Genomic DNA, 22,169 nt, shown 5'->3' with positions numbered 1-22,169 from the left:
ACCACGGGCGCACACGCAGGTGCGCCCCTACACAATTTCACTTCTCCCACACGGAGCGCCGAGGTCGTCGCTCCCTACCGAAAGGAAACGTTATGGCCATCATCACAGCCAAAGCTTCCGCACTGGCACAAAATTTCGAAAAATTGACCGCTCTCATTGCTCCGGCCAAGGTCTTTCCGTTCATCAAGGCGGACGGTTACGGCTTGGGGTTGGACTTTGTCGTGCGTACGCTGGCCGAACACGGCGCGGACACCTTCTGCACCGCCCGTTATGAAGACGCTTCCGCCATCCGCCAAATGCTGCCCGAGGCCCAAATCCTCCTCTGCTCGGTCTATGAAAAACCCGACACGGTCAAAGCCATCCTCGCCGAAAACATCATCGCGACCGTCGGCAGCGTTGAGGGTCTAAAACTCTGCGCCGCTCTGCGCGAAGGCGAACTTGCGGTCAATGTCGCAATCGACACCGGCATGGGACGCTTCGGCCTGCGAAAAGATGAATTATCCGAATTTGCCGAACTGTATAAATCGATCAGCAATATACATATCGTATCTGCATTTACCCATTTTGCCAACTGTTTCGGCGGCAAAAAGGGCGACAAGGCCACCCTGATTCAACTCGAACGTTTTAACGAAACCGTTCAGGAAATGCGCAATCTCGGTTTGAATCCCGGTATATTGCATGCGGCCAATTCCGCGGCGGCGCTGCTGCTGCCCGAGAGCCGCCTTGACGCGGTGCGCTGCGGTTCCGCACTGCTCGGCCGGAGCGCGGGCTCTTCTGCGGCCGGATTGGAGAAAGTCGGAAGGCTTTACGGCGAGGTGCTGTGCCTGCGCACGCTCAGAAAAGGCGAAACCATCGGTTACGGCAGCATTTTCAAGGCAAAGCGCGATATGACCATCGCCATTATCGACTGCGGCCACGCCGACGGCGTGTTTTTGACCCGCGAACACGACGGCTTCCGTTTTTCCGACCGCCTGCGTTATATCAAGCGCGACCTGACCCAAAACCGCCTGTGCGGCACTTTCAACGGTCAAAAACTTCCGGTCGTCGGACGGGTCGGTCTGACCAACCTTGCCGTTTCAGTCGTAAATTCCGACTTAAAAGCCGGAGACCTAATTGAGTTTGATTTTAATCCGGTCTTCTGCGGCGCCAAAGAGATCCGCTATGAGTAGAATCCTCCGCGTCGATATCCCCGACGGCAGCCGTGTTTTGGTCACTTCCGATGTCCATGGCTATCCCGACCTGCTGAAAACCCTGTTAAAAAAGGCCGAATACCGCTCGGGCGAGGACTTTTTATTCATTTTGGGCGACACACTCGAAAAAGGCCCCGATAACATCGGCGCGATGGAATACGTCTATACCCTCTCCAAAAACCCTCGCGTCTATGTGACCCTCGGCAATGTCGATTGGTGGCTGTGGCGTCTTTTCGAGGGCGACCTGCAAAAAGCGCTCGACTACACCGTTTTCCGCCCCGACAACACCCTCTCTCAGGCGGCGAAAAAGCTCGGTTCAGCGCAAATCGACGATACTTTCCGTATATTATTTATAAATAAATACAAAGAGGAAATTTCTTTTTATAAAAACCTGCCCTGCTGCATCGAAACCGAACAGTACGTTTTTTCTCATGCCGGCCTGCCGGAGAGCGGTACACTCGACGACTCACCCGCAGTTCCGGATGCGGACTTTGTCGCAAATTACAATTTCTATCTCTCGCGTAAAAACCACACCGGCAAAACCGTGATCTGCGGCCATATCCCGACCTATTACCTCAATCCCGGCCCGAATTTCAATCCGTTTTTCGACTGCGAAAACGATGTGATTTTTATCGACGGCGGCACGATCACCTATGCCCGCCAGCTGAACATGCTGATCATCACCGACAAAATCGATTTCATCACCGCCGATGCCCTGCCCAAAGCCCGCGTGACCAAGGACGTTTCCGGCGATATGAGCGGCTGCATTAAAATCACCGCCGACCGCCACCGCAAGCAGCTCGACAACACCGAAGTCGAAGTATTAGAGGATGCGGGCGATTTTCTGCGGGTGCGCTGCGTCAACACCGGAGAAGAGGGGCTGGCCAAAAACGAGATGCTCGACGGCGACCTCTATTGGGGCGAACTCTCGGCTTTCCTGTCCGCCAAAAAGGGCGACATCGTCGGCATCGCCAAAGACGGCATGAGCGGCTACACCTATGTCAAGAACGCCGCCGGAGACATGGGCTTTCTGCCCAACGAGGCGATTGAAAAGTTATGAACAAACCGATTTACGATGCGCTTTTCAAACACCTCGGCGCGGATTTCGCGCGTTTCTGCATGCCCGGCCACAAAGGCCAGATTGTTGCCGATGCTAAATTCGACCTGACCGAGACCGCCCGCACCGGCGACCTCTACGAAGAAAGCGGCTTTTTCGCCGACTCGATGAAACAAGCGGCGGCTGTCTACGGCGTACCCGCATTGCTCTATTCGGCGGGCGGCAGCACGTTGGGCATACAAGCGCTCTGTGCTGCATATTTTAAAGCCGGAGACAAGATTCTTTTGCTGCGCGACAGCCATCGGGCACTCATCAACGCGCTCGTTCTGCTCGGGCTTGTCCCGATCTGGGCGGCCGATCCCGGCGATGCGCTCTCAAAACTCCGTCAGGCCGACGGGGTCTTTCTGACCTCGCCCGATTATTTCGGCAATCTTTTAAATTATAAAAAACTTGCTTCGGCCTGCCATAAAAAGCATATCCCGCTGTTGGTCGATTCGGCGCACGGCGCGCATTTTCCTGCGCTTGGCCTGCCTTCCGCGATCGCACAGGGTGCGGATGCCTGCGTGGTCGGCCTGCATAAGACCCTGCCCGCATTGACCGGAGCCGCAGCCGTTTTGCTCTCGTACGCAGGCATGACCGGCAAAGTCCGCGAAGCCATGCGTCTGTTCGGCAGCACCAGCCCGTCTTATTTAATCGCCCTTTCCGCCGAAAACGCTGTTGCCTCACTTGAGGCCGACCGCGACCGCTGGCAGGCACTTGCTACGCTCTGCAACACCTTCCGCGCCCAGTTTCCCGCCCTGTTCTTGAAAAACGACGACCCGACCCGTCTGGTTTTATCCTGCGAAAACGCCGCCGAAGCCCTAGACGAAGCCGGCATTTCTCCCGAATATGCCGACGAGGCCTGCGCCGTTTTGCTGTGTTCGCCTTATAACCGCGAGATCGATTTCGAACGGTTGAATGCCGTCTGCCGTACCCTGCGCCCGAAAAAGTCGAGTTTTTCTCCACCCGATTTACCGAAAATCAAACGCATGCCGCGAGAAGCATACTTTGCCCCGGCAATCTCCGTCCCTGTTGATAACGCAATGGGCAAAATTGCCGCCGAAAGCGTCTGCATCTGCCCGCCCTGCCGCACGATTTTATGCTGCGGAGAGGTAATCGGGGGCAAAACAGCCAAAATTTTAAAAACCTATGGAAAAACAACGGTAAATGTGCTAAAATAATAATGTAACCTATCCTGCGCGGTCATTTGCATACAGAAAACCGTAAAATTGCCGCGGCAGTTTCTGATAAGGAACGCATATCCCATATCTGAAAGGAGAAACTCCATGAAGCTGTTGCTCTGTATCGTTTCCAACGACGACAGTTCCGCTGTCCAGGCGGCGCTGACCTCCGAGGGCTATTTCACCACGAAATTATCCTCCACCGGCGGTTTTTTAAAAGCCGGCAATACCACCTTCCTGATCGGCGCAGACAATGCCGACGTCGATAAAATCATTTCCATCATCGGAAAATACAGCAAACGCCGTAAGACCGTTCTGCCCAGCTCCATGCCCACGACTGTCTATTCCGGCGCTCCGATGAACACCGGTTCGGCCCCGATCGAGGTCTCCATCGGCGGCGCAACCGTCTTTGTGCTCAATATCGAACGCTTCGAAAAAATGTAATGCTTTCCGATTATTTTGCCGGTAACAACGCGGTCGTCACCCGACTCGAACATCTGATCGCCTCGGGCAGAATGCCGCACGCTGTTTTGCTTGCCGGCGAAAGCGGAACCGGTAAATCCGCACTGGCCCGTCTGTTGGCCGAAGCCGCCTGCTGTAAAAGTCAGAACAAACCCTGCGGTGTCTGCGGGGGATGCAAAAAAGCGCAGTCCGGGTCACACCCGGACGTTCGCGTTTTTAACGGAGACGGCGGCTTTAAGAAAAAGGACATCGCCGAATTCAAATACGAACTCTATCTGATCCCGAACGAGGCAGACACCAAGGTCTATATTTTCGAAAACGCCTGGGACGTCAGTCCCGAGGTCTCAAATGCTTTGTTAAAGGCGCTTGAGGATCCGCCCCAGCGAACGCTGTTCATTCTGACCTCGCCGTCGCGCACCAAACTGCTGCCCACCATCCGTTCCCGCCTGACCGAATTTCTGCTTGCACCGGTCGATGCGAAAACAGCAGCTCCGATTGTCGCAAAAGCCGCAAACTGCGAACTTGAGCAAGCCGAAGAAACCGTAAAAGCATTCAACGGAAACATCGGCAGAGCAATCAAGTATCTCACCGATACGCATTTTGCCGCCGACATTGACCTTGTCAAATCGATTCTCGAGGCGACCATCGCCCCGAGTTCTTATCAGTTAAATTTATTACTGCAATCGTTATGCAGCCGCAAACGCCCTGAAATTATCGAATTTTTAGATTTGCTTTTTGACCGCACCTGTTCTGCGCTATCTGCCAAAACATCCAAAACCGAGCGCAGACAAGCAGGCATACCGGAGGGGTTTGAACTCAAAATTTCCACCGACCGGCTCGTCAAAATCTGCGACTCGATCAGTGACAGCAAGACCTATTTTGCCGCCAATTGCAGTTCCTCAGCGCTGATGCTGACGCTTGCGGCTCAAATACGAGCTTAGCTTTTTATCATATCGGACATTATTATGTCCGTCCCACTTGAAAGGATGAATGATATATGCCCAAATATGCAGGTGTACGCTTTCAAAACGGCGGAAAGGTCTATCACTTTCTGGCGGGCGACTTGCCGGTCAAAAGCGGCGACCATGTGATCGTCGAGACCGCGCACGGTCCCGAATACGGCGAAGCTGCCACCGACGCGCTCGATTTCGAACCCGGCGGTAATATCGAACCCACCAAGGAGATCGTACGCATCGCCACCGACGCCGACGCCAAACAGGACGCTTTCAATCGCAAAAAAGAAGCTGATGCCTTCAAAATCTGCGAGCAGAAGATCGCCAACCACAAGCTGGAGATGAAATTAATTGAGGTCAACTACAATTTCGACGGCAGCAAGGTCATCTTCTTTTTCACCGCCGACGGCAGGGTCGACTTCCGCGAACTGGTCAAAGACCTCGCCTCGACCTTCCGCACCCGCATCGAACTGCGCCAAATCGGTGTACGCGATGAAGCCAAGATGCTGGGCGGCTTCGGAGTCTGCGGCAAACCGTTCTGCTGCGCCACGTTTTTAAACGACTTCCAGCCGGTCTCAATTAAAATGGCAAAAGAACAAGGGCTCTCGATGAATCCCGCCAAAATCTCCGGCGCCTGCGGACGGTTGATGTGCTGCCTGAAATACGAGCAAAACGCCTATGAAGAACTGCAGAGAATCACGCCGCGCGTCGGCTCGACCGTCGATACCCCCGAAGGCAGGGGTACCGTCTGCGAATCCTCGCTGCTGAAAGGCATCGTAAAGGTTCAGATCGAACGCTCGTCTGACGTATTGCCCAAACAATTCAATGTCTCGGAGGTTAAAATTCTGCGTTCCGCCCGCGCCCAGCGCGAAGAAGTTCCGAAGGAACTCCAAGACCTCTCGGATAATTAATTTTCGATTTAATACCCGAATAATAAAAACCGTCCCCAAATCAATTTCATGAAGGACGGTTTTAAATTTTCAGGACCTGCAATTTAAATTCATTCACCGCAAAATTATAAACTTTCGACACTACCTGATTATTGTGTCATTACAAATTATATTGCCACACGGGACGACGAAGATAATATTATCACCCACCTTTTCGGGTTATCGCTGCTACCGTGCAGCTTTGAATGATCTAGGCGGCTGGTATGAGGGTATGAGCACGGAAATTATATTGAAGTAACGTGATAAATTTTAAATTTGCATCTATTTTCTCTGAATTGTAAGAAGTTATATCTTGCATTTTCCGAAAAACGTGTTAGAATACCAATGTTGGGATCCGCCCAATGAGCATGACGGTAAAAGACCTTCAGCTCAAAACATTTACACGGAGGAATATTATTATGCCTTACAAAATCGGTGACGAATGCATCAAGTGCGGCGCCTGCGAGAGCGAATGCCCGGTCAGCGCCATCAAAGAGGGCGACACCAAGTACGTCATCAATGAAGACGAATGCATCTCCTGCGGCGCATGTGCCGGCGTCTGCCCGGTTGACGCACCCAAGGAACAGTAAGATAAACCCTTACGGAAAAGGGTGCAGCATAATGCGTAAATCGCGTTTTGCTGCGCCTTTTTGGTATTTGTCATGAGAACTGAAAATCTCTCGGATACGATTATCGCCTGCTCGGACAAATGGATGGGCTACGGTGTGGATGCTTTTTTACTGGCGCGCTTTTCAATTCCCGATAAAGATGAAAACGCGCTTGATCTGTGCGCCGGCTGCGGCATCGTCTCGCTGCTCTGGGCGCGGGACAGCGATTGCCGAACTATCACCGCGCTCGAATTACAGCCCGAGGCTGTCGAATTGGCACATAAAAGCATCCGTCTTTCCAAACTTAAAGACCGTGTTTCGGTTATTAACGCCGACCTGCGCAATTTTAAAACGCTGTTTTCCGCCTCAACCTTCGATCTGATCGCGGTCAATCCGCCTTTTTATCAAACCGAAGCCGGAACCGCCAGTCCGAACCCCGAACGGGCGCTTGCCCGCCGCGAACAAGCCGCAACGCTTGATGATATCTGTATTGCGACTTCTTATTTACTCAAACCCGACGGCCGCCTGACCGTCTGCATCCGTCCGGAACGCGCCGAAGAACTCAAAACCATTTTGAAAAAATCCGGAATCCCCCCGACCCGTCAACAATCCGTACGCCACAATCCCGAAAAAGCACCCTTTCTTGTGTTAATTGAAGGCAAAAAGAGCAGCAGCAAATTTGAAGCATTACCGGATTTTTATCTCTATCAAAACAGAAAACCGACCGCAGGTTATCTGAGTTTATATAAAAGGAAGTGAGAGCATGTCCGGAATTTTAACTATCACCGCGACGCCGATCGGAAACCTCGGCGACATCGGCGAACGCGCCCTGAAAACGCTGTCCGAGGCCGATTTCATCGCCGCCGAAGATACCCGCGTCACGCTGAAACTGCTCTCGCATTTCGGCATCTCCAAGCCGGTCGTCAGTTATCACGAACATAATAAATTCTCCGCCGGACAGCAGATTCTTTCGCGCCTGCAAAGCGGCGAATCCTGCGCGCTGGTCACCGATGCGGGCATGCCCGCCGTCAGCGATCCCGGCTGCGAACTCGTCGCCGCCTGCCGCGCCGAAAACATTTCCGTCACGGTCATCCCCGGCGCTTCCGCCGTCGTCTGTGCCGTCGCCCTGTCCGGTTTCACGAAGAAGCGCTTTTCGTTTGAGGGCTTTCTGCCGGTCTCGGGCAAAGAACGTACCGAAACGCTTTCCCGCGCTGCCGCTTACGACGGTCTCGTCATTTTTTACGAGGCGCCGCACCGCCTCCAAAAAACCCTCTGCGACTTATTTACCGCTTTCGGTGATATGCCCGCCGTAGTCATCAAAGAAATCTCAAAAATCCACGAGACGGTTATTCCGGGCAAACTCTCCGAATTTGTCACAGGATATGAGGAAGTACGCGGTGAATTTGTGATCATCATTGAGAATACACCGGTTGTTCAAACCGAAGACCCGGTTGCGTTTGCACTCGAACTGACCGAACTCGGTGTCTCCGCCTCCGACGCCGCCAAATACACGGCCAAAAAACTCGACGCAAAAAAGAACGATATTTACGCTGAAATCCTGAACAAAAAAACAAAATAGCGGAATAAAATTCCCCAAATGTTCGCAAAATACAAGTACACCATTTTGCGGAGGTATGAGGATGAATCACAAAGTAGCAAAAGTGCTTGGCACGATGGCAATCGGCGCGGCCGTGACCGGAATCGCAACCGCAGTTTTCTATCGCCCCGCACCGAAGGCAATGAACATGTTCTGTCAGTTTAAAAAGAAGATGGCCAAAACGCTCCGCTCCATGGGCGGAATCGCAGACGCAGTCGGGTACATGCTCAAATAGCTGTCCCCGATACATATCGTTACAATGTAGGAACGGTCTTTGACCGTTCCGATGTCTTAGTTAAAAGTTTACAGTTCAAAGTGCACAGTGACAGATCAGAAAATTCTCCTCTGTGGTGAGGTGACAACGATGCGGTCGTTTTACCTTGCAAAACACCTCCGCTCTGTATTTTACACTTAATTTGATTTATCGCCGCTTTTACGATATAATATTCCAAAACCTCAACCGGAGGTTTTAGTTCAATTGTAAACAGTGAAAGGAATGTTCCCTATGGCACAAAAAAGAGCCGTCACCATTCAGGATATCTCCTGTTTCGGCAAATGTTCGCTGACCGTCGCCCTTCCGATTATCTCGGCGGCCGGCATTGAGACCTGCGCAATCCCGACCGCAGTGCTTTCCACCCACACCGGCGGATTCACGGGCTATACCTACCGCGACCTCACCGATGATATCACCCCGATCGCCGCCCATTGGAAGACCCTTGATCTCAAATTCGACGCGATTTATACCGGTTATCTGGGCAGTTTCGAACAACTGCGCCTGATGGGCGAGTTCTTCGACGCCTTCAAGGGCGACGGCATGGTGATGATCGACCCCGTCATGGCCGACAACGGCATTCTATACGGTGGTTTTTCCGCTGACTTTCCCGCCGGAATGGCTAAGCTCTGCGGCAAGGCCGATCTGATCGTCCCCAACCTCACCGAAGCGGCGCTGATGCTCGGTGAACAGTTCGTCGGCGATACCTACGACAGCGCATATGTTGAGTCGCTCCTGAAAAAACTCTCCGGCCTCGGCCCAAAACAGGTCGTCTTGACCGGCATCAGCTTCGCCCCGGATAAAATCGGCGCGGCCTGCTACGACGCCAACACCGGAAAGATCGATTATTATTTCAACGAGCGCGTACCCGGCTATTTCCACGGCACCGGTGACGTATTCGCCTCGGCGCTGCTCTCGGCGGTGATTCGCGGCAAAACCCTGCCCGCCGCCATCAAAATCGCCACCGATTTTACACTCGAGAGCATCAAGCGCACTGCCGCCGCCAAAACCGAACCCCGCAACGGCGTCAACTTCGAACAATCGCTTCCGAACTTCATCAAATCTCTCGACTAATAATATTTTGTCATTCTGAGCTTAGAAAACGATGCATCGTTTTCGAAGCCGAAGAATCTCGGGCAGATGATGCCTCCGGTATTTCACAAACGAACACAGTTCGCCCCAACATTTTCACGAAAGGAACCGGCGGTGTATCAGATTTTTATCGTCGAAGACGACCCGACAATTGCAAAGCTGATGGGCAGAGTCCTTGAAAAATGGGGCTTTTCTGTTTGTTGTGTTTCGGACTTCTCGGCGGTATTGACCGAATTCCGAACCGCATCTCCCCACCTGGTCGTGATGGACGTCTCCCTGCCGTATTACGACGGCTATTATTGGTGCGAACAAATCAGACGCGAGTCCAAGGTGCCGATCCTGTTCGTCTCATCCCACACCGACAACATGGACGCGATCATGGCGGTAAACATGGGCGGCGACGACTACATAACCAAACCCTTCGCTCCCGAATTGCTGACCGCCAAAATCAACGCATTACTGCGCAGAGCATACAGTTATACCGCCGAACCACCCGTGCTTGAAGCCCGCGGCGCATTGCTTGCCGCCGACGGCACGTTGTCTTATGACGGTCAGAAAATCGAACTCTCCAAAAACGAATTCCGCATTTTAAAAATCCTGATAGAGCATAAAAATCAAATTGTCACCCGTGAAACGCTGATCAAAGCCCTCTGGGAATCCGAGGATTTCATCGATGACAACACCCTGACGGTCAATGTCAACCGGATGCGTAAAAAGCTCTCCGATAACGGCCTTGACGACCTGATCACGACGCGCAAGGGCGAGGGGTATCTGATCCATGATTAGAAAATATCTGCGTTATCGCGGATTTGCCCTGCTGCTGTGGCTCGTCGCCGAGATGTTGATTTCAGCTGTCGCACTGCTGGCCGGATTGGCGTCCGAATATGTTTTATACACCGTTCTGATCTCCTCATTCACCATTCTGTGCATCTGTACCGTCGACTTTTTTACCTTTCACCGCAAGCTCAAAACCCTGTGCGACATCCGCGAAAATCTCTCCGATACCCTGCACCATCTGCCCGACCCGGGAAACGCCGTCTCCGCCGAGTATACCGAGATCATCAAATCTCTTTACGAGCTTTTACGCCGTGAACACGACGCGCACAGCGAAAACCTGAACGCGCAGATTGATTATTATACCGCCTGGCTGCACCAGATCAAAACCCCGATCGCCGCCATCCGGTTGGCTGTTGACACGCAAAACGCCGATCCGATTTTAACCGCCGAGTTGTTCAAAATCGAGCGTTATGTCGATATGGCGCTGCAATACGCCAAATTCGGGCGGCTTGAAAGCGATCTGGTGCTTGCGCCCTGCAATCTCGACGCGCTGGTGCTCTCCTGTATCAAAAAATACTCTACTCTGTTTATTCAAAAAAACCTGACGGTCGTTTTCGAAAAAACCGGCTTGACCGTCGTGACCGACGAAAAATGGCTGGCCTTTATTTTGGAACAGATTTTATCAAACGCCGTCAAATACACCGAAGAAGGCGGTGTGCGTATCTGCACCGAGCACCGCGCCCTGATCGTCGAGGACACCGGCATCGGCATCCGAAGCGACGACATCGATCGTATTTTTGAAAAGGGCTACACCGGTTACAACGGCCGATATGATCGGCGCGCCAGCGGTCTCGGCCTGTTTATGGCAAAGACCATCGCAAACGAATTGAATCTCACCTTATCCGCTGAGCGATTTCGCGAAAACGGCGCTAAGCTGATGATCGGGTTGGAAAAAGTGCTGAAAGAGGATTAAAGTGACAAAATTGTAAGATTGCGGCGGAGAAATGTAAGCCAAATCTATGGCAGCCGTTTCTCCTTTTTCGTATCATTTATATCGGAGCGTCAAAATCGCTCGGACATAAATAAGGAGAAAAGAGAAGAGAGAAATGGAACTACTTGAAGTCAAACATCTGAAAAAGGTCTATAACACCCGCCTCGGCGGAAAACAATGCGTCGCCCTCCGGGACGTCAGTTTTTCGGTCGGCAACGGCGAATTCACGGCCATCATGGGTGCGTCCGGATCGGGCAAAACCACGTTACTGAACCTCATCGCCTCGCTCGATAAGCCCACCGAGGGTGAAATCCTGCTCGACGGTCTGAATTTCAACACCATCAGCGATAAAGCCATCTCGGCTTTCCGGCGCAACAACCTCGGCTTTGTGTTTCAGGATTTTAATCTGCTGGACACCTTTTCCGTCAAAGACAACATATTATTGCCGCTCGTGCTCTCCAACATGCCCGTCAAAGAGATGGAGTCACGCTTAATGCCGCTGGCGCAGGATTTGGGAATCGCCGGGTTGTTGGATAAATTCCCGTTCGAGATTTCGGGCGGTGAAAAACAGCGCACCGCGTTTGCGCGGGCTGTCATCACCAATCCAAAACTCATTTTGGCCGACGAACCGACCGGCTCACTCGATTCCAAAGCCTCCGCGGCATTACTCGAACAGTTTTATGACCTCAACGCAGGCGGCCGCACTTTATTGATGGTTACCCACAGCTCCGTTGCGGCCAGTTATGCAGGCCGAGTGCTGTTTATCCGCGACGGCGAACTGTTCAACCAGATCTATCGCGGCTCTCTTTCCCGCCGGGAATTTCTCGACAAGATCGTGTCGACCCTCACGGTGCTCAACGACGGAGGTGTAGACGTTGAATAATCGGCTTTTCCTGCGGCTCGCCAGGACGAATCTGGCACGCAATCGGCGGATGTACCTGCCTTATGCGATCGCGACCGCTATCATGTCGGCGATGTTTTTCATCATCATAAACACCGTGTTCAGCAAGAGTATTTCGAATATGAGCTACGGCCCCACGATGATGGCGATGCTCCAATTCGGCATCATCGTCATGGCGCTGTTCACCTTCGGCTATATGCTCTATCTTAACAGCTTTCTGATCAAGCGCCGCAAAAAAGAATTCGGCCTATACGGTATTTTAGGACTGGAAAAGCGCCACGTAAGCAGAATCATCCTGACCGAGAATACCATCCTCAATTTCTCATCGCTTGGGACCGGCCTGTTGTTGGGTACGGTCTTCGGAAAATTGATCTTCATGTTGCTCATGGTCATTGTGCACTCGGCACCCGCCAGTAAATTCGAACTCTCTCCGACTGCCTACCTGATCACAATCCTGTTTTTCGGCCTCATCTTTTTTGTCACTTCGATCTACAACCAGTTCCGCGTACGGCTGGCCAACCCGATCGACCTGATCAACGGCGACAAAAAAGGAGAAAAAAAGCTGCGCGGCGTTATCCCGCTGTCGCTTCTCGGTCTTGCCTGCACCGGTGTGGGATATTATGTCTCGTTCGTAGTCAAAGGTTCTGGCGCAGCTCTGGGATTTTTTTGGCCCGCGGTCATTCTGGTCATCATCGGCACCAATCTGTTGTTCGTCTCGGGCAGCCAATTCGTCCTCAGAGCCATCAAAAAGAATCCCCGATTGTATTATAAACCTCGCAACTTCGTGTCGGTCTCGGGCCTTGTGCACCGTATGAAGCAAAACGCCCTGGGTTTGGCCAATATCTGTATTCTCTCCACAATGGTACTCGTGACGGTGTCGTCCGTCTGTGCGCTGTTCTTCGGACAGGAGGGCATCCTCGATGTCCAGCACCCGGTCGATTATCAAGTGAATATCTCCTACAACGCTTCCGAACCGATGCCGGACATGTCATCTGTTCCAGAGACAATACAGGCTCTCGCTGAGAAAAAAGGCGTCCAAATCGAGTCAATTTATATCTACAACGCCATTCAGAACTATATCATCCTCTCCGACGGTGAATTGACCATGAAGTCCTCAGACGGCACATTCACATTCAACGATCTGATTGACTCCGATAATCAATATAAACTCTATCTGATTCCGCTTTCGGATTATAATACCGTCACTGGAGAAAATGCTGCCCTCGACGACAATGAAATCCTTGTTTTAAGCGAAAACCCGGTGAATTCAAACGTGGTTACAGCACCGAGCGGAGACGTTTTCTCAATCAAATCCGTGCGCTCCGGAACAGTGTTTACCGATTGTAAAAACAGTGTGCGTACCAATGTCATCTATATCATCGCGAAGGACATGACGACTTGTGCAAAGCTCGATTACACAGGTACGGATGATACCGTAGACCGCAGGCGCATCATCACTGATGTCAACCTCGTAGGCAGCGATTTTCAAGCCTATATCAACTTCACCGATGCTACGGGTGAAAAAGTATACCAAATTGCCCGTGATCAACTCTCTGAAGCCACTTACAGCACCAGCAGCATCGACCGCAACCGCGCCCAAAACTACGCCACCTACGGCGGTCTGCTGTTCATCGGTATCTTCTTTGTCATCCTGTTTCTGGTCAATACGGTGTTAATTATGTATTTCAAGCAGGTCTCAGAGGGTTATGAGGACCGAGAACGGTATGAGATCATGCGAAAGGTCGGTATGAGTGATGAAGAAGTCCGCGCCACCATCAATCGTCAAGTGCTAATCGTCTTCTTTCTGCCTTTGGCGATGGCGCTCGCGCATATCTTTGCCGCGACGAATATTATTACCCAAATTGTAAACGCTTTCGTCATGCTCAACAATGCCTTAACCCTGATCTGCATCGGTGTCTCCGTTGTGGTCTATATACTCGTCTACATCTTCGCTTTCCGCGCCACAGCCAAGACTTATTATAAGATTGTCAAGTAGCAAAAAGACAGATAACCTACTGGGCATAATTATAAAAAGCTCCTCTTCCCAAAACAGGTTGGGAAGAGGGAGCTTTTTATATAATATACAATCCTCGAAGGTAAGACGATGGAAATAATCCGAAAACAACAAATGATTGATATAAAAACAACTGATTGACAATTGTTTTTAAGCGAAATATTTATATAATTAAGTGGCAGGCCTGTAGATTATGTTAAGGAGAAGTGCGTAATGATAATTAAAATCGGAACCAAGATTAAAACTTTAAGAAAAAAGGTTGATGTTACACAAGACCGTTTAGCTGAATATTTAGGGGTAACGGCGCAAGCAATATCACGTTGGGAAAGTGAAATATGTTATCCTGATATTGAAGTTCTTCCTGCAATCGCGGATTTTTTTAATATCTCTCTTGACGAATTAATCGGTGTGGATCAAAAGCGAAAAGAAAACAAGATTAATGAGTATATTGAGAGAGCAAAAAAAGAACAGTGTGCCGGAAATTTCAAAGAGGCAGTCTCTGTTTATAGAGAAGCGATAAGCCAATTCCCATCAAGCTATAAATTACAAGCTTCTTTGGCATGTGCAATCGGGTGCATAGATAATGGTGAAAAAATACCTCTTGAATCAGCGAATGAATCAATCAATATTTGTCGGCGTATTTTAGAGGATTGTATGGATGATTCAATTCGCTACTGGGCTTTAAATATCTTATGTTGGGTTTATTACAGGCAGCTGGAAGATTTTAATAAAGCAATCCAAATGACAGATCGGCTTCCAAAAATTTTCGGATGCCAAGAATTCATACAAGCAGAAACTCTAAAAATCCGTATGCCTTCTGAAAAAGCAGAAGAGTTCATCTATTCATACATTTCTGCAATGCTGATAACATTTAACAGACAGCAGTTTGCTTATTGCAATGATAAAAAGGTCATGTTGGAAGTGTTGATTGGTGAGTTAAAAAATCTGTTGACAGGATTATCATCGTAATATGCTATTTTAGATATATGAAAAAATCTGGTTATACCTAGTGGACTATAAATAATAGCCACTAGGTATAATCTTTTTATCTCTTTAATACCTGGTTCTGTAATGTAATTTCAACGCCCTGCTGACCAGCTCGACAAACGCTGTTGCACCAAGAAACGTGAAAAATACCGTGATTTACTCATTCGACGGATGATATCCGCCCATACATTCCCGTAAATCAAACCGCGCCCGCATGCAATCGCATACGGGTGCGGTTTGATGGCAAAATTTATACTTTTTCGACCGGGTATGCCTCGATATATCCTCTGCTGCCGATCGGTGCCAACTGAAAGCGCGGCGCAGCCTCGGGTGTCCATTTGTACCCATACAGTTCCGGGTTAAAAGTCTTGACATGCTCCCAGACCTCGCCGATTGCTTCACAGAACTTTTCGTCTTCATACGATTCGCTCTGAAACACCATCATCGTGCAGGGCGGGAGCGAGATCAATTCAAAATCCGCCGGAATCGGCTTGTCGTAATTGAGCGGTAGTTCGACTCCCTGTACATATTTCGAAGTGCCCGCCGGGATCAGGTGCTTGGGCAGCCACATGCCGATCGGTTCATACAACGCCTCTTTAACGCTCAGCAGTACGTTCCAAACGTCGCATCCGACCTCCTCGCAGTACTTGAAATATTCGTCCGCCGTTTTTGCGCGCTTCAATAAGCATTTCCTTGCAGGGCGTTCGATCACCTGTGCAAAAATCGTTTTTGTATCAGACATAAGATCCTCCTTGTCATCGTCGTCAGGATGAAGTGCCCGGTAACTCTGATACGCTTTTACCGGCAAAAACAACCGGATTGCCGGTGTATTCCGCTTATAGTCCCCGGGCCGAATTCCGAATTCCTTTGAAAAGGCGCGCGTAAAGCCCTCGTGGCTGTCAAACAGAAAGTCCAGCGCAACGTCAAGCACCCGCTGATCGCCGTCACGCAGTGCCAAAGCCGCGGCCGTCAGCCGGCGCGCGCGGACGTAATCATAAGGGCTTCTTCCGACCGTCTCTCGAAACATCTGCGTGACATATCCGGGCGAATACCCGGCGACGTCGGAGAGCTGTTTCAGCGTGATCGGGCGGTCGATGTGCAGGTCAATATACTCCTGCAGCTTCTCGACGACAAACGCTTTTTCTTCCTGTTGCATTTCACACACTCCTTTCGGGGAATTCCGAAAACGATTATACCGAATACAGAGACCGTTTTCTCGACCGATCTTACAATCATTGTAGGAGCGAACTGTGTTCGCCCGCCCATGGACGAATTTCGACAATTCCCCTCTGTGGAGGGGTGGCATGGACATCCAAAGGGTGTTCATGACGGGGTGGTTTTTTAGGCCTTTATACTTTTGAAATATTGGTTCGAAATTAAATCCATATTTTCCGAAATCGGTTTCGTAGTGTCCACCTGCATAACGGGACATGCAAGGGTTTTTGCCCATTGCTCGATTCTTTCCAAAGGGCGTTTTGCCGCGAATTCCAGAAACACCGCTTGCCGTTCAACCATGTCGCCGCCCTCCCGAACGCGGTACCATACCGTTCAATGGCACGCTGCTCAATGCGCTGCATGCGAATATCCTGCGGTGCCGACAGATATACGGCAAAATCGTACATCGACGTAATCTCATCGCAAAAGTCCCGGTGACGGCACAGAGGACAAACGAACGATATTGATTGATATCGGCGAGCATCAACCGCAGACACTCTTCGCGTGAACGCTCGGCGGTGTACGGGATTTCCGACTTTTCAAAAGCATAATCCTCATGATCTATAAACTTATAATTCAAAACGCGTGCCAGCTCCCGCCCGAGAGTCGACTTTCCGCTGCCGTTTGCACCAAATACAATAATTCCGTTTGGCATTTTTAATCCTCCGTAGTTTTGTAGGGAACGGTCTTGACCGTTCCGTCCCTATTAGATCGGATAGCCGCAGCACATAACGCTTGCAAAACCTATTTTGAAGCGAGGCATACTATCCGGAACGGTCAAGACCGTTCCCTACAGTGTCAATAAAAAAGGGCCGCATAAAGGCACAGTCCCATAGGGACAAAATAGGAAACACAAACTGAATACGAAAAAAAGAATGATATAAAAGACGAACAGACAGCAGGTAAAACAGCTGCCTGTTCGTCTTAACTATTATGCCACATTTTAAAATTCTTCTGTATTATTCAAAGATGTCTCATAGTCTATTGCCGCACTTACCGCAAAACCGTGCGCCCGGAGTGACGGGGTTTCCGCACTTGGAACAGAAGTTGACCTGTGGGGCGGCGGTGTAGGCTTCGGGTCGGGTTTCGCCAGCGTCCGGGTTGGGAAGAAACAGCCAGTCGATGTCCTCGCCGTCCTCGCATAAGCCGATAGCTCCAGCAGGCGATACCACATAAAAGCTGTCCTCGTCGATGGGGTCTTCACTGTCGCTTGTTTCGGCAAGCACCAGCAAGCTGTTTACATCGTATCTATCCTTGGCAGTGGCAAAGCTCCAGCTTGTACAGCGTGTTGCCGAAAACTCCGCAGCCTCCATCAGCGTGTTAAATCTCTCCATTATAAAATCCTCCTCATTTGAATAACAGGTTATTACACCGCTTGCAACGGTCATTTTGTATGGGGTTCATCATAGAGCAGACATTGCAATAGATGATGCGGTCTTTGGATTTATCGTACTTCTCGTATGTGCCGAATTTGGGATGAAACCGCACCCTGTCACCAATAGAGAGATAATCATACATATGCCGCCCGCTGTCCTTTTCAACGATGGTCTTTTTCTTGCCCGCATCGGTGTTGATGATCGTGGTGTATTCCGTATAAGTTCTGTAATTATCGTCCTCGCCGCCTCGATGCTCACTTTTTTCCTTACTGTACTTATTGACGACCACGCCCTCCCACATGGGCTGCTTGGTTCTTCGCAGTGCCAGCAGATTAACGGTCAGCATGACAAGAGCGATGCCTATGCCAATGAGAAGGGATTCTCCAAAGGGGAAATCGTCCATTAGCAGACCGGCGATGGGAAAGCCAATGAGCGGCACAAAAACCAATATCCACATACAGCCAATGGAGGATTTCTTATTTTTCTGCGCAGCGGCCAGTATCTCAGGGCAGTTATACCTGTCGGAAAAGCCGACCAGCCCCGTACCGCCCTGTGATCGTGCGGGAGCTGCCGCACGGCTCGGCTCCATCGGCTGCGGCACTGCCAGATTCACTGCCGCTCCACAACCTATGCAAAATTCAGCTCCCTCCGGCAACTCTGCGCCGCAAGCCGTACACACACCGGGGGCGTTTGCTTGTATTTTTGTGCCGCAGCTCGAACAGAAAGTCATGCCCTCCGTAATCTTGTTTCCGCAGTTATAACAAAACATATCCGTATCACTCCTTGTCTCAATTATTTGAGGTGCGGCGGGTTTCCTCGCCGCCCTTTTCCTCTGCTTCGTTTGTTTCTTTTGTGTGCGGATCACTAAAAGCAGCAGGAGCAGGCAACCGACGGGCGATAGTATGTGATAGATGATGGCAACCTCTCCCATGCTTCTCAACTCACAGAGGGCAGAGGGCTTATTGATATAGGGGAGGAACGAAAGGTAGCTGATGCGCTCGGAACGTGTTTCGCTCTCGTCCAGATTCGGCCACGCCTCGTCGCTCGAATACATCACATAGCCCCGGTATTCCTTGCCGTTTGCCATGAACCAATAGCCCTTTGATATGGTGCGGGAGCGGTTTTCCTGCGCTGTCATGTCCTCTCGGCGGCTGTCATAGCTGTCCACCGTACCCATGACGCTCTCGCCCCAAATCGCCAGCGTCAGCGTACTGAGGCTTATGTACATGACGAACACCAGTACGGCGCAAATGAGGATAAATATGGGAAGTGGGATTTTGTTGTTCTTTTTCTTTGCCATACGCCGCGCTCCCACTTTACGAATGCCACTCGTATTCATAGGCGGTCTTGATTAAATTGTTTCCGCCGGTGAAAATTATCAGGATATACACCTTGTCGCCGTCCTCGTAGCCCATGGGCATTGTGGCGCCGGATGTGACGCTTTCTCCGATGTAGCCTGTGTTGGTGTCATTCTTATAAGTCCGTACATCGCCTTTCGCGCTCTCATCATCAATGTTTTGCAGGTACGTTTCCGTTCCGTAGCTGATGAAGGGGTCGTTATGGTTGACGGGAGTGATGCAGGAGGTCAGATGCGCTCCAAGATTGAAGCAGATATTGCTCGACGTGGCAGCACTTACGGTTAGTGTTATCTTCACCTGCTCGCCGCCGGCGTAACGGCTGTTCGGAGCGCTTGCCGTTCCCGTGTTGTTGACAAATTCACCTCTGCAAGTATTATGTGTACTGCCGGTATAATGGTGATCGAAGGTGGTCTTGCAGTTGTAAGTATAGCTGCCACCGCCGCTCCATGATTCGGTGTAAGCGTCGTCGGCTTTGCTTTTTTCATAGTCGTTCTCAAAGCTGCGCACAAGCTGCCAGTAGCCGCCCTCTGCCGGCTTGCCCAAGCTTTCAAGATATCCTTTTTCGCGCATCCAGTCGTAAAACTTACCCCTGTCCTTACCACATTCCAGCCACTTATAAATAGCTTCTGCCAAATTGCCTTCAATCACTTCATCACTTGAGCCAAACACCAAGCGGTCGTCACCCACAATATCAAGTATATTCTCGCGTATCTTCATCAGCGAATCTATCCTTGTTGCAAGCTCCATCTCATACGGAAAACTGAGCAGCTTATTCCATGACAATAGACCGTATTGGTCAAAGGTTGTAAGCATTTCTTTTATGCGAGCTTTTTCCGAGGAAATCTCGCTCGTATTTGTATACCTTTTCATGAAGCTGCTTTTGATTTCATTCATTACCTGATTATTAAGCCTGTCACGAAGTTCCGTGTCCTTGTCGAGCTCTTTCAGCGCTTTACCGTTTGCGTTAGCGTATGCTGTGCGGTAGTCACGCTGCATATAGTCAAGACCACTGCCCATATTGAAGAAAATAGTCTCCCAGCTATCAGCGGAAATATTGCCATCAGATGCGATATTTTGCTTGAGATATACATTGTATGCGCTCTCAAAGGAATAATCCTGCCACATTTGCGATCCGGCTTTAGTCGCCTCAACAGCAGCCTTGGCGAACTTCGCCGTAGGAATAACATCCATTGCAGCATAGACAAACTCCTTGTAAGCGTCCATACCGCTGCCGCCGTCATATAAACTCAATGCTGCCGCGGCAGCGCCCGAAGCCGCACTTCCTGCGTATGCTTGCATTTTCTTGACAAATGCTTCATCATGTGCTGATTTCAGAAGTGCTCCCGCAATAAGCTCCGCGCCCTGTCCTGCGATACCACTGGCATCTCCGTTTTTCGCATTGGTAATAAATGCGGAGGAGCTGTGCAGCTCCTTTGCAATGTTTTGCATAATAATGCCCTGCACAGTCTCGTTCGTGAAGCCCATTTTATCAAGGGCCTCGGTGAAGCAGTCGTTAAGTTCCTGACTCGGCTTCGAACCCGTAACATTCTGTGTTGCAAGTGTTTCAGCGTATTTGTCGAGAGCCTTTTCCTTCTCAAGCTTCAATGCAGCATAACGGGAAAAATGTGGCGTTCCGAACTGTAAATATCCATTTTGAAGTGCCTCGGCATCGGGAAGTATGTACTCCCAGCTCTCGCCGTTGTAATATGCGCCCATAACCGAAAGATAATCGTCTTCGGTAACGGATTTAGGCAGTTTTATTTTTACCGTTACCGTTTCACCGAGCGTATGCTCACCGCCGTCAGAGACAAGCTCTATCGGAGAGAAAATATAACTCGCACCGTCCTCGGTCATTATCTCTTTTTCGTCGGCTATACCGATGCTCACATTTACGGCTTTTTCAAATGTGCCGGTGGGAATTACCAACTCGACGCCGTTTTTCTCGGTATTTCCAATGATCTCCTCGGAATCAGGTTTTACTTTTCCTGAAATCGAACCATCGCCAGACGAGCAGCCTGCAAATCCCATCATAACCGACAGCAGCATTACGGCAGTCAAAACAAGTGATAGTAATCTTTGTTTCATTGTGAAATTCCTCCTTATTCAACCGCAAATCTGAACCGCAAATCCGGTGCTACGTTGACATAGCCAGAGTAATAGTGCATGGTGATCTCGCTTTTATCGGTCTGCCTCTGATAGACCATCCAGCCGCTGACGGATTCGCCGGGGGCAAGCTCTATCTCGTCCTCCATATACCGCTGGTTCCTGTCGGCCACATCCGGCAACACCTGTGAATTTTCCTCCGAGGTCATGTCGCTGTCATCCCCAGTGGGGCCTTCCTCATAGACAATGTAGAGATCCTTCTTGTCGGGGGATTCCACCGGTTCGTTGGATGCGTTTGTAAATGTAAACCAGACCTTCACATATTTAAAACCGTCCTTCGGTCTTGAAAGCATACCTGTATAATCGAAAGGCTCCGCCCCGTCAATGGTGATGGAAAGCCCGTTTGCCTCGGCCGCTTCACCGATGCCGTAATACTTGATTTCATTCGTTTCCGCTTCACCGGAAGGGGTGCTTCCCGATTCAGCAGGGGCGGGACTTGCTGAAGGAGCCTCACCGCCTCCACCTCCACCGCAGGCGGCGAGCGACAATACTAACGTCAGTGACAACATAATAATCAATATTTTTTTCATAAGAAAACCTCCGTATTTATCATTTTTATTTCTGACTATCTGTCATTCTTTTGTGTAGGTAAAAGCATCAGTGTCATTGGGTCTGAATGTCAATATTCCGCTCTGCGTATCAATGCTGTATTTGCCAAGGCTGTTCCCGCTCATGCTGACGCTGATTCCGGTAAGCTCCCCCGGAGAATAGAACAAATCGCAGATGAGTTCACCCGAGGCTTCATATGTCATCTTGATGCTGGTTGTGCTGAGTACTTCCATTTCAAACGGGCCGTCATGCGGGTTCTCGTTTATCCATGTTCCGTCGTATAACTCTTTCAGCTGCGCCAAATCCGCATCCTCGGCGGCGATCTCGCCGGATGTTGCCGATGTGTCACTTTCGGACGGTGCTTTACCGCCCCCGCCGCCGCAGGCGGTGAGGGAGAGTATCAGCGCCAATGATAAGATAATAGTCAATGCTTTTTTCATAATATTTCCTCCTGTCTGT

At 50.4% G+C, this 22,169-nt stretch carries 24 protein-coding genes; 16 read left to right on the top strand and 8 right to left on the bottom strand.

Translation table 11 applies throughout. The features are described 5' to 3' along the window. The first annotated feature begins 92 nt into the window (after positions 1-92). From alr to PK629_05910, 16 genes are all read left to right on the top strand, one after another. Entirely contained in the window at positions 93-1,169 is a 1,077-nt protein-coding gene (gene alr, locus PK629_05985) for an alanine racemase (GenBank protein HOP11023.1), read from the top strand. Further along, positions 1,162-2,250 (top strand): metallophosphoesterase, encoded by a 1,089-nt coding sequence (locus PK629_05980; GenBank protein ID HOP11022.1) that lies wholly within the window; start codon positions 1,162-1,164, stop codon positions 2,248-2,250. The genes alr and PK629_05980 overlap by 8 nt, the downstream gene beginning before the upstream one ends. Further along, positions 2,247-3,467, top strand: a complete 1,221-nt coding sequence (locus PK629_05975) for a hypothetical protein (protein ID HOP11021.1) — start codon at positions 2,247-2,249, stop codon at positions 3,465-3,467. Before PK629_05980 ends, PK629_05975 begins: the two co-directional genes overlap by 4 nt. 105 nt (positions 3,468-3,572) lie before the next feature. Then, the gene (locus PK629_05970; protein HOP11020.1) at positions 3,573-3,911 is read left to right on the top strand and encodes a cyclic-di-AMP receptor; all 339 of its coding nucleotides are present in this window, start codon (positions 3,573-3,575) and stop codon (positions 3,909-3,911) included. Next, positions 3,911-4,870: a hypothetical protein gene (locus tag PK629_05965; GenBank protein ID HOP11019.1), complete on the top strand. Its 960-nt coding sequence runs from the start codon at positions 3,911-3,913 to the stop codon at positions 4,868-4,870. The genes PK629_05970 and PK629_05965 overlap by 1 nt, the downstream gene beginning before the upstream one ends. Before the next feature lie 56 nt (positions 4,871-4,926). Further along, positions 4,927-5,793 carry a stage 0 sporulation family protein gene (locus PK629_05960; protein HOP11018.1) on the top strand — a complete coding sequence of 289 codons (867 nt, stop codon included), beginning with the start codon at positions 4,927-4,929 and terminating at the stop codon, positions 5,791-5,793. Positions 5,794-6,230: 437 nt separating this feature from the next. Next, positions 6,231-6,401, top strand: a complete 171-nt coding sequence (locus PK629_05955; protein ID HOP11017.1) for a 4Fe-4S binding protein — start codon at positions 6,231-6,233, stop codon at positions 6,399-6,401. Between the two features lie 72 nt (positions 6,402-6,473). Then, positions 6,474-7,178, top strand: coding sequence for a methyltransferase (locus tag PK629_05950; GenBank protein ID HOP11016.1), 705 nt, complete (start codon positions 6,474-6,476; stop codon positions 7,176-7,178). 4 nt (positions 7,179-7,182) lie between these two features. After that, entirely contained in the window at positions 7,183-7,998 is an 816-nt protein-coding gene (rsmI, locus tag PK629_05945; GenBank protein ID HOP11015.1) for a 16S rRNA (cytidine(1402)-2'-O)-methyltransferase, read from the top strand. 61 nt (positions 7,999-8,059) lie between these two features. Beyond that, complete coding sequence (locus tag PK629_05940) at positions 8,060-8,251, top strand: hypothetical protein (GenBank protein ID HOP11014.1); 192 nt, start codon at positions 8,060-8,062, stop codon at positions 8,249-8,251. Between the two features lie 270 nt (positions 8,252-8,521). After that, the gene (locus tag PK629_05935) at positions 8,522-9,361 is read left to right on the top strand and encodes a pyridoxamine kinase (protein HOP11013.1); all 840 of its coding nucleotides are present in this window, start codon (positions 8,522-8,524) and stop codon (positions 9,359-9,361) included. Positions 9,362-9,493: 132 nt separating this feature from the next. Further along, positions 9,494-10,165, top strand: a complete 672-nt coding sequence (locus PK629_05930; protein ID HOP11012.1) for a response regulator transcription factor — start codon at positions 9,494-9,496, stop codon at positions 10,163-10,165. Continuing rightward, the gene (locus tag PK629_05925) at positions 10,158-11,129 is read left to right on the top strand and encodes a sensor histidine kinase (GenBank protein HOP11011.1); all 972 of its coding nucleotides are present in this window, start codon (positions 10,158-10,160) and stop codon (positions 11,127-11,129) included. The genes PK629_05930 and PK629_05925 overlap by 8 nt, the downstream gene beginning before the upstream one ends. A 133-nt stretch (positions 11,130-11,262) precedes the next feature. Continuing rightward, entirely contained in the window at positions 11,263-12,030 is a 768-nt protein-coding gene (locus PK629_05920) for an ABC transporter ATP-binding protein (GenBank protein ID HOP11010.1), read from the top strand. Further along, the gene (locus PK629_05915; GenBank protein ID HOP11009.1) at positions 12,023-14,044 is read left to right on the top strand and encodes an ABC transporter permease; all 2,022 of its coding nucleotides are present in this window, start codon (positions 12,023-12,025) and stop codon (positions 14,042-14,044) included. Before PK629_05920 ends, PK629_05915 begins: the two co-directional genes overlap by 8 nt. Positions 14,045-14,275: 231 nt before the next feature. Beyond that, positions 14,276-15,031, top strand: a complete 756-nt coding sequence (locus PK629_05910) for a helix-turn-helix transcriptional regulator (GenBank protein ID HOP11008.1) — start codon at positions 14,276-14,278, stop codon at positions 15,029-15,031. Positions 15,032-15,299: 268 nt separating this feature from the next. Here the strand turns inward: PK629_05910 and PK629_05905 are convergent, their stop codons facing one another. The 8 genes from PK629_05905 to PK629_05870 all read right to left on the bottom strand — a co-directional run bounded on the left by PK629_05905 (position 15,300) and on the right by PK629_05870 (position 22,150). After that, positions 15,300-16,205: an AraC family transcriptional regulator gene (locus tag PK629_05905; GenBank protein HOP11007.1), complete on the bottom strand. Its 906-nt coding sequence runs from the start codon at positions 16,203-16,205 to the stop codon at positions 15,300-15,302. 185 nt (positions 16,206-16,390) lie between these two features. After that, positions 16,391-16,564, bottom strand: a complete 174-nt coding sequence (locus PK629_05900; GenBank protein HOP11006.1) for a hypothetical protein — start codon at positions 16,562-16,564, stop codon at positions 16,391-16,393. Next, positions 16,557-16,919: a shikimate kinase gene (locus PK629_05895; protein HOP11005.1), complete on the bottom strand. Its 363-nt coding sequence runs from the start codon at positions 16,917-16,919 to the stop codon at positions 16,557-16,559. The genes PK629_05900 and PK629_05895 overlap by 8 nt, the downstream gene beginning before the upstream one ends. A gap of 319 nt (positions 16,920-17,238) precedes the next feature. After that, the gene (locus PK629_05890) at positions 17,239-17,598 is read right to left on the bottom strand and encodes a zinc ribbon domain-containing protein (GenBank protein HOP11004.1); all 360 of its coding nucleotides are present in this window, start codon (positions 17,596-17,598) and stop codon (positions 17,239-17,241) included. A gap of 13 nt (positions 17,599-17,611) precedes the next feature. Next, the gene (locus tag PK629_05885) at positions 17,612-18,940 is read right to left on the bottom strand and encodes a zinc ribbon domain-containing protein (protein ID HOP11003.1); all 1,329 of its coding nucleotides are present in this window, start codon (positions 18,938-18,940) and stop codon (positions 17,612-17,614) included. 16 nt (positions 18,941-18,956) lie between these two features. Beyond that, positions 18,957-21,083, bottom strand: coding sequence for a hypothetical protein (locus PK629_05880; protein HOP11002.1), 2,127 nt, complete (start codon positions 21,081-21,083; stop codon positions 18,957-18,959). A gap of 14 nt (positions 21,084-21,097) precedes the next feature. Next, on the bottom strand, positions 21,098-21,691 hold the full coding sequence (locus tag PK629_05875; GenBank protein ID HOP11001.1) for a DUF4352 domain-containing protein: 594 nt from the start codon (positions 21,689-21,691) through the stop codon (positions 21,098-21,100). 42 nt (positions 21,692-21,733) lie between these two features. Next, complete coding sequence (locus tag PK629_05870) at positions 21,734-22,150, bottom strand: hypothetical protein (GenBank protein HOP11000.1); 417 nt, start codon at positions 22,148-22,150, stop codon at positions 21,734-21,736. Between the last annotated feature and the right edge of the window lie 19 nt (positions 22,151-22,169).

It is taken from the genome of Oscillospiraceae bacterium, from assembly GCA_035380125.1.
Lineage (GTDB): Bacteria > Bacillota > Clostridia > Oscillospirales > JAKOTC01 > DAOPZJ01.
Note: the sequence above shows the minus strand (reverse complement) of the source record. Positions and strands in the feature narration are given on the sequence as shown.

Coding starts and splice junctions, on each gene's coding strand:
- alr (HOP11023.1), top strand. CDS start 93: ATGGCCATCATCACAGCCAAAGCTTCCGCACTGGCACAAAATTTCGAA.
- PK629_05980 (HOP11022.1), top strand. CDS start 1,162: ATGAGTAGAATCCTCCGCGTCGATATCCCCGACGGCAGCCGTGTTTTG.
- PK629_05975 (HOP11021.1), top strand. CDS start 2,247: ATGAACAAACCGATTTACGATGCGCTTTTCAAACACCTCGGCGCGGAT.
- PK629_05970 (HOP11020.1), top strand. CDS start 3,573: ATGAAGCTGTTGCTCTGTATCGTTTCCAACGACGACAGTTCCGCTGTC.
- PK629_05965 (HOP11019.1), top strand. CDS start 3,911: ATGCTTTCCGATTATTTTGCCGGTAACAACGCGGTCGTCACCCGACTC.
- PK629_05960 (HOP11018.1), top strand. CDS start 4,927: ATGCCCAAATATGCAGGTGTACGCTTTCAAAACGGCGGAAAGGTCTAT.
- PK629_05955 (HOP11017.1), top strand. CDS start 6,231: ATGCCTTACAAAATCGGTGACGAATGCATCAAGTGCGGCGCCTGCGAG.
- PK629_05950 (HOP11016.1), top strand. CDS start 6,474: ATGAGAACTGAAAATCTCTCGGATACGATTATCGCCTGCTCGGACAAA.
- rsmI (HOP11015.1), top strand. CDS start 7,183: ATGTCCGGAATTTTAACTATCACCGCGACGCCGATCGGAAACCTCGGC.
- PK629_05940 (HOP11014.1), top strand. CDS start 8,060: ATGAATCACAAAGTAGCAAAAGTGCTTGGCACGATGGCAATCGGCGCG.
- PK629_05935 (HOP11013.1), top strand. CDS start 8,522: ATGGCACAAAAAAGAGCCGTCACCATTCAGGATATCTCCTGTTTCGGC.
- PK629_05925 (HOP11011.1), top strand. CDS start 10,158: ATGATTAGAAAATATCTGCGTTATCGCGGATTTGCCCTGCTGCTGTGG.
- PK629_05920 (HOP11010.1), top strand. CDS start 11,263: ATGGAACTACTTGAAGTCAAACATCTGAAAAAGGTCTATAACACCCGC.
- PK629_05910 (HOP11008.1), top strand. CDS start 14,276: ATGATAATTAAAATCGGAACCAAGATTAAAACTTTAAGAAAAAAGGTT.
- PK629_05905 (HOP11007.1), bottom strand. CDS start 16,205: ATGCAACAGGAAGAAAAAGCGTTTGTCGTCGAGAAGCTGCAGGAGTAT.
- PK629_05900 (HOP11006.1), bottom strand. CDS start 16,564: ATGGTTGAACGGCAAGCGGTGTTTCTGGAATTCGCGGCAAAACGCCCT.
- PK629_05895 (HOP11005.1), bottom strand. CDS start 16,919: ATGCCAAACGGAATTATTGTATTTGGTGCAAACGGCAGCGGAAAGTCG.
- PK629_05890 (HOP11004.1), bottom strand. CDS start 17,598: ATGGAGAGATTTAACACGCTGATGGAGGCTGCGGAGTTTTCGGCAACA.
- PK629_05885 (HOP11003.1), bottom strand. CDS start 18,940: ATGGCAAAGAAAAAGAACAACAAAATCCCACTTCCCATATTTATCCTC.
- PK629_05880 (HOP11002.1), bottom strand. CDS start 21,083: ATGAAACAAAGATTACTATCACTTGTTTTGACTGCCGTAATGCTGCTG.
- PK629_05875 (HOP11001.1), bottom strand. CDS start 21,691: ATGAAAAAAATATTGATTATTATGTTGTCACTGACGTTAGTATTGTCG.
- PK629_05870 (HOP11000.1), bottom strand. CDS start 22,150: ATGAAAAAAGCATTGACTATTATCTTATCATTGGCGCTGATACTCTCC.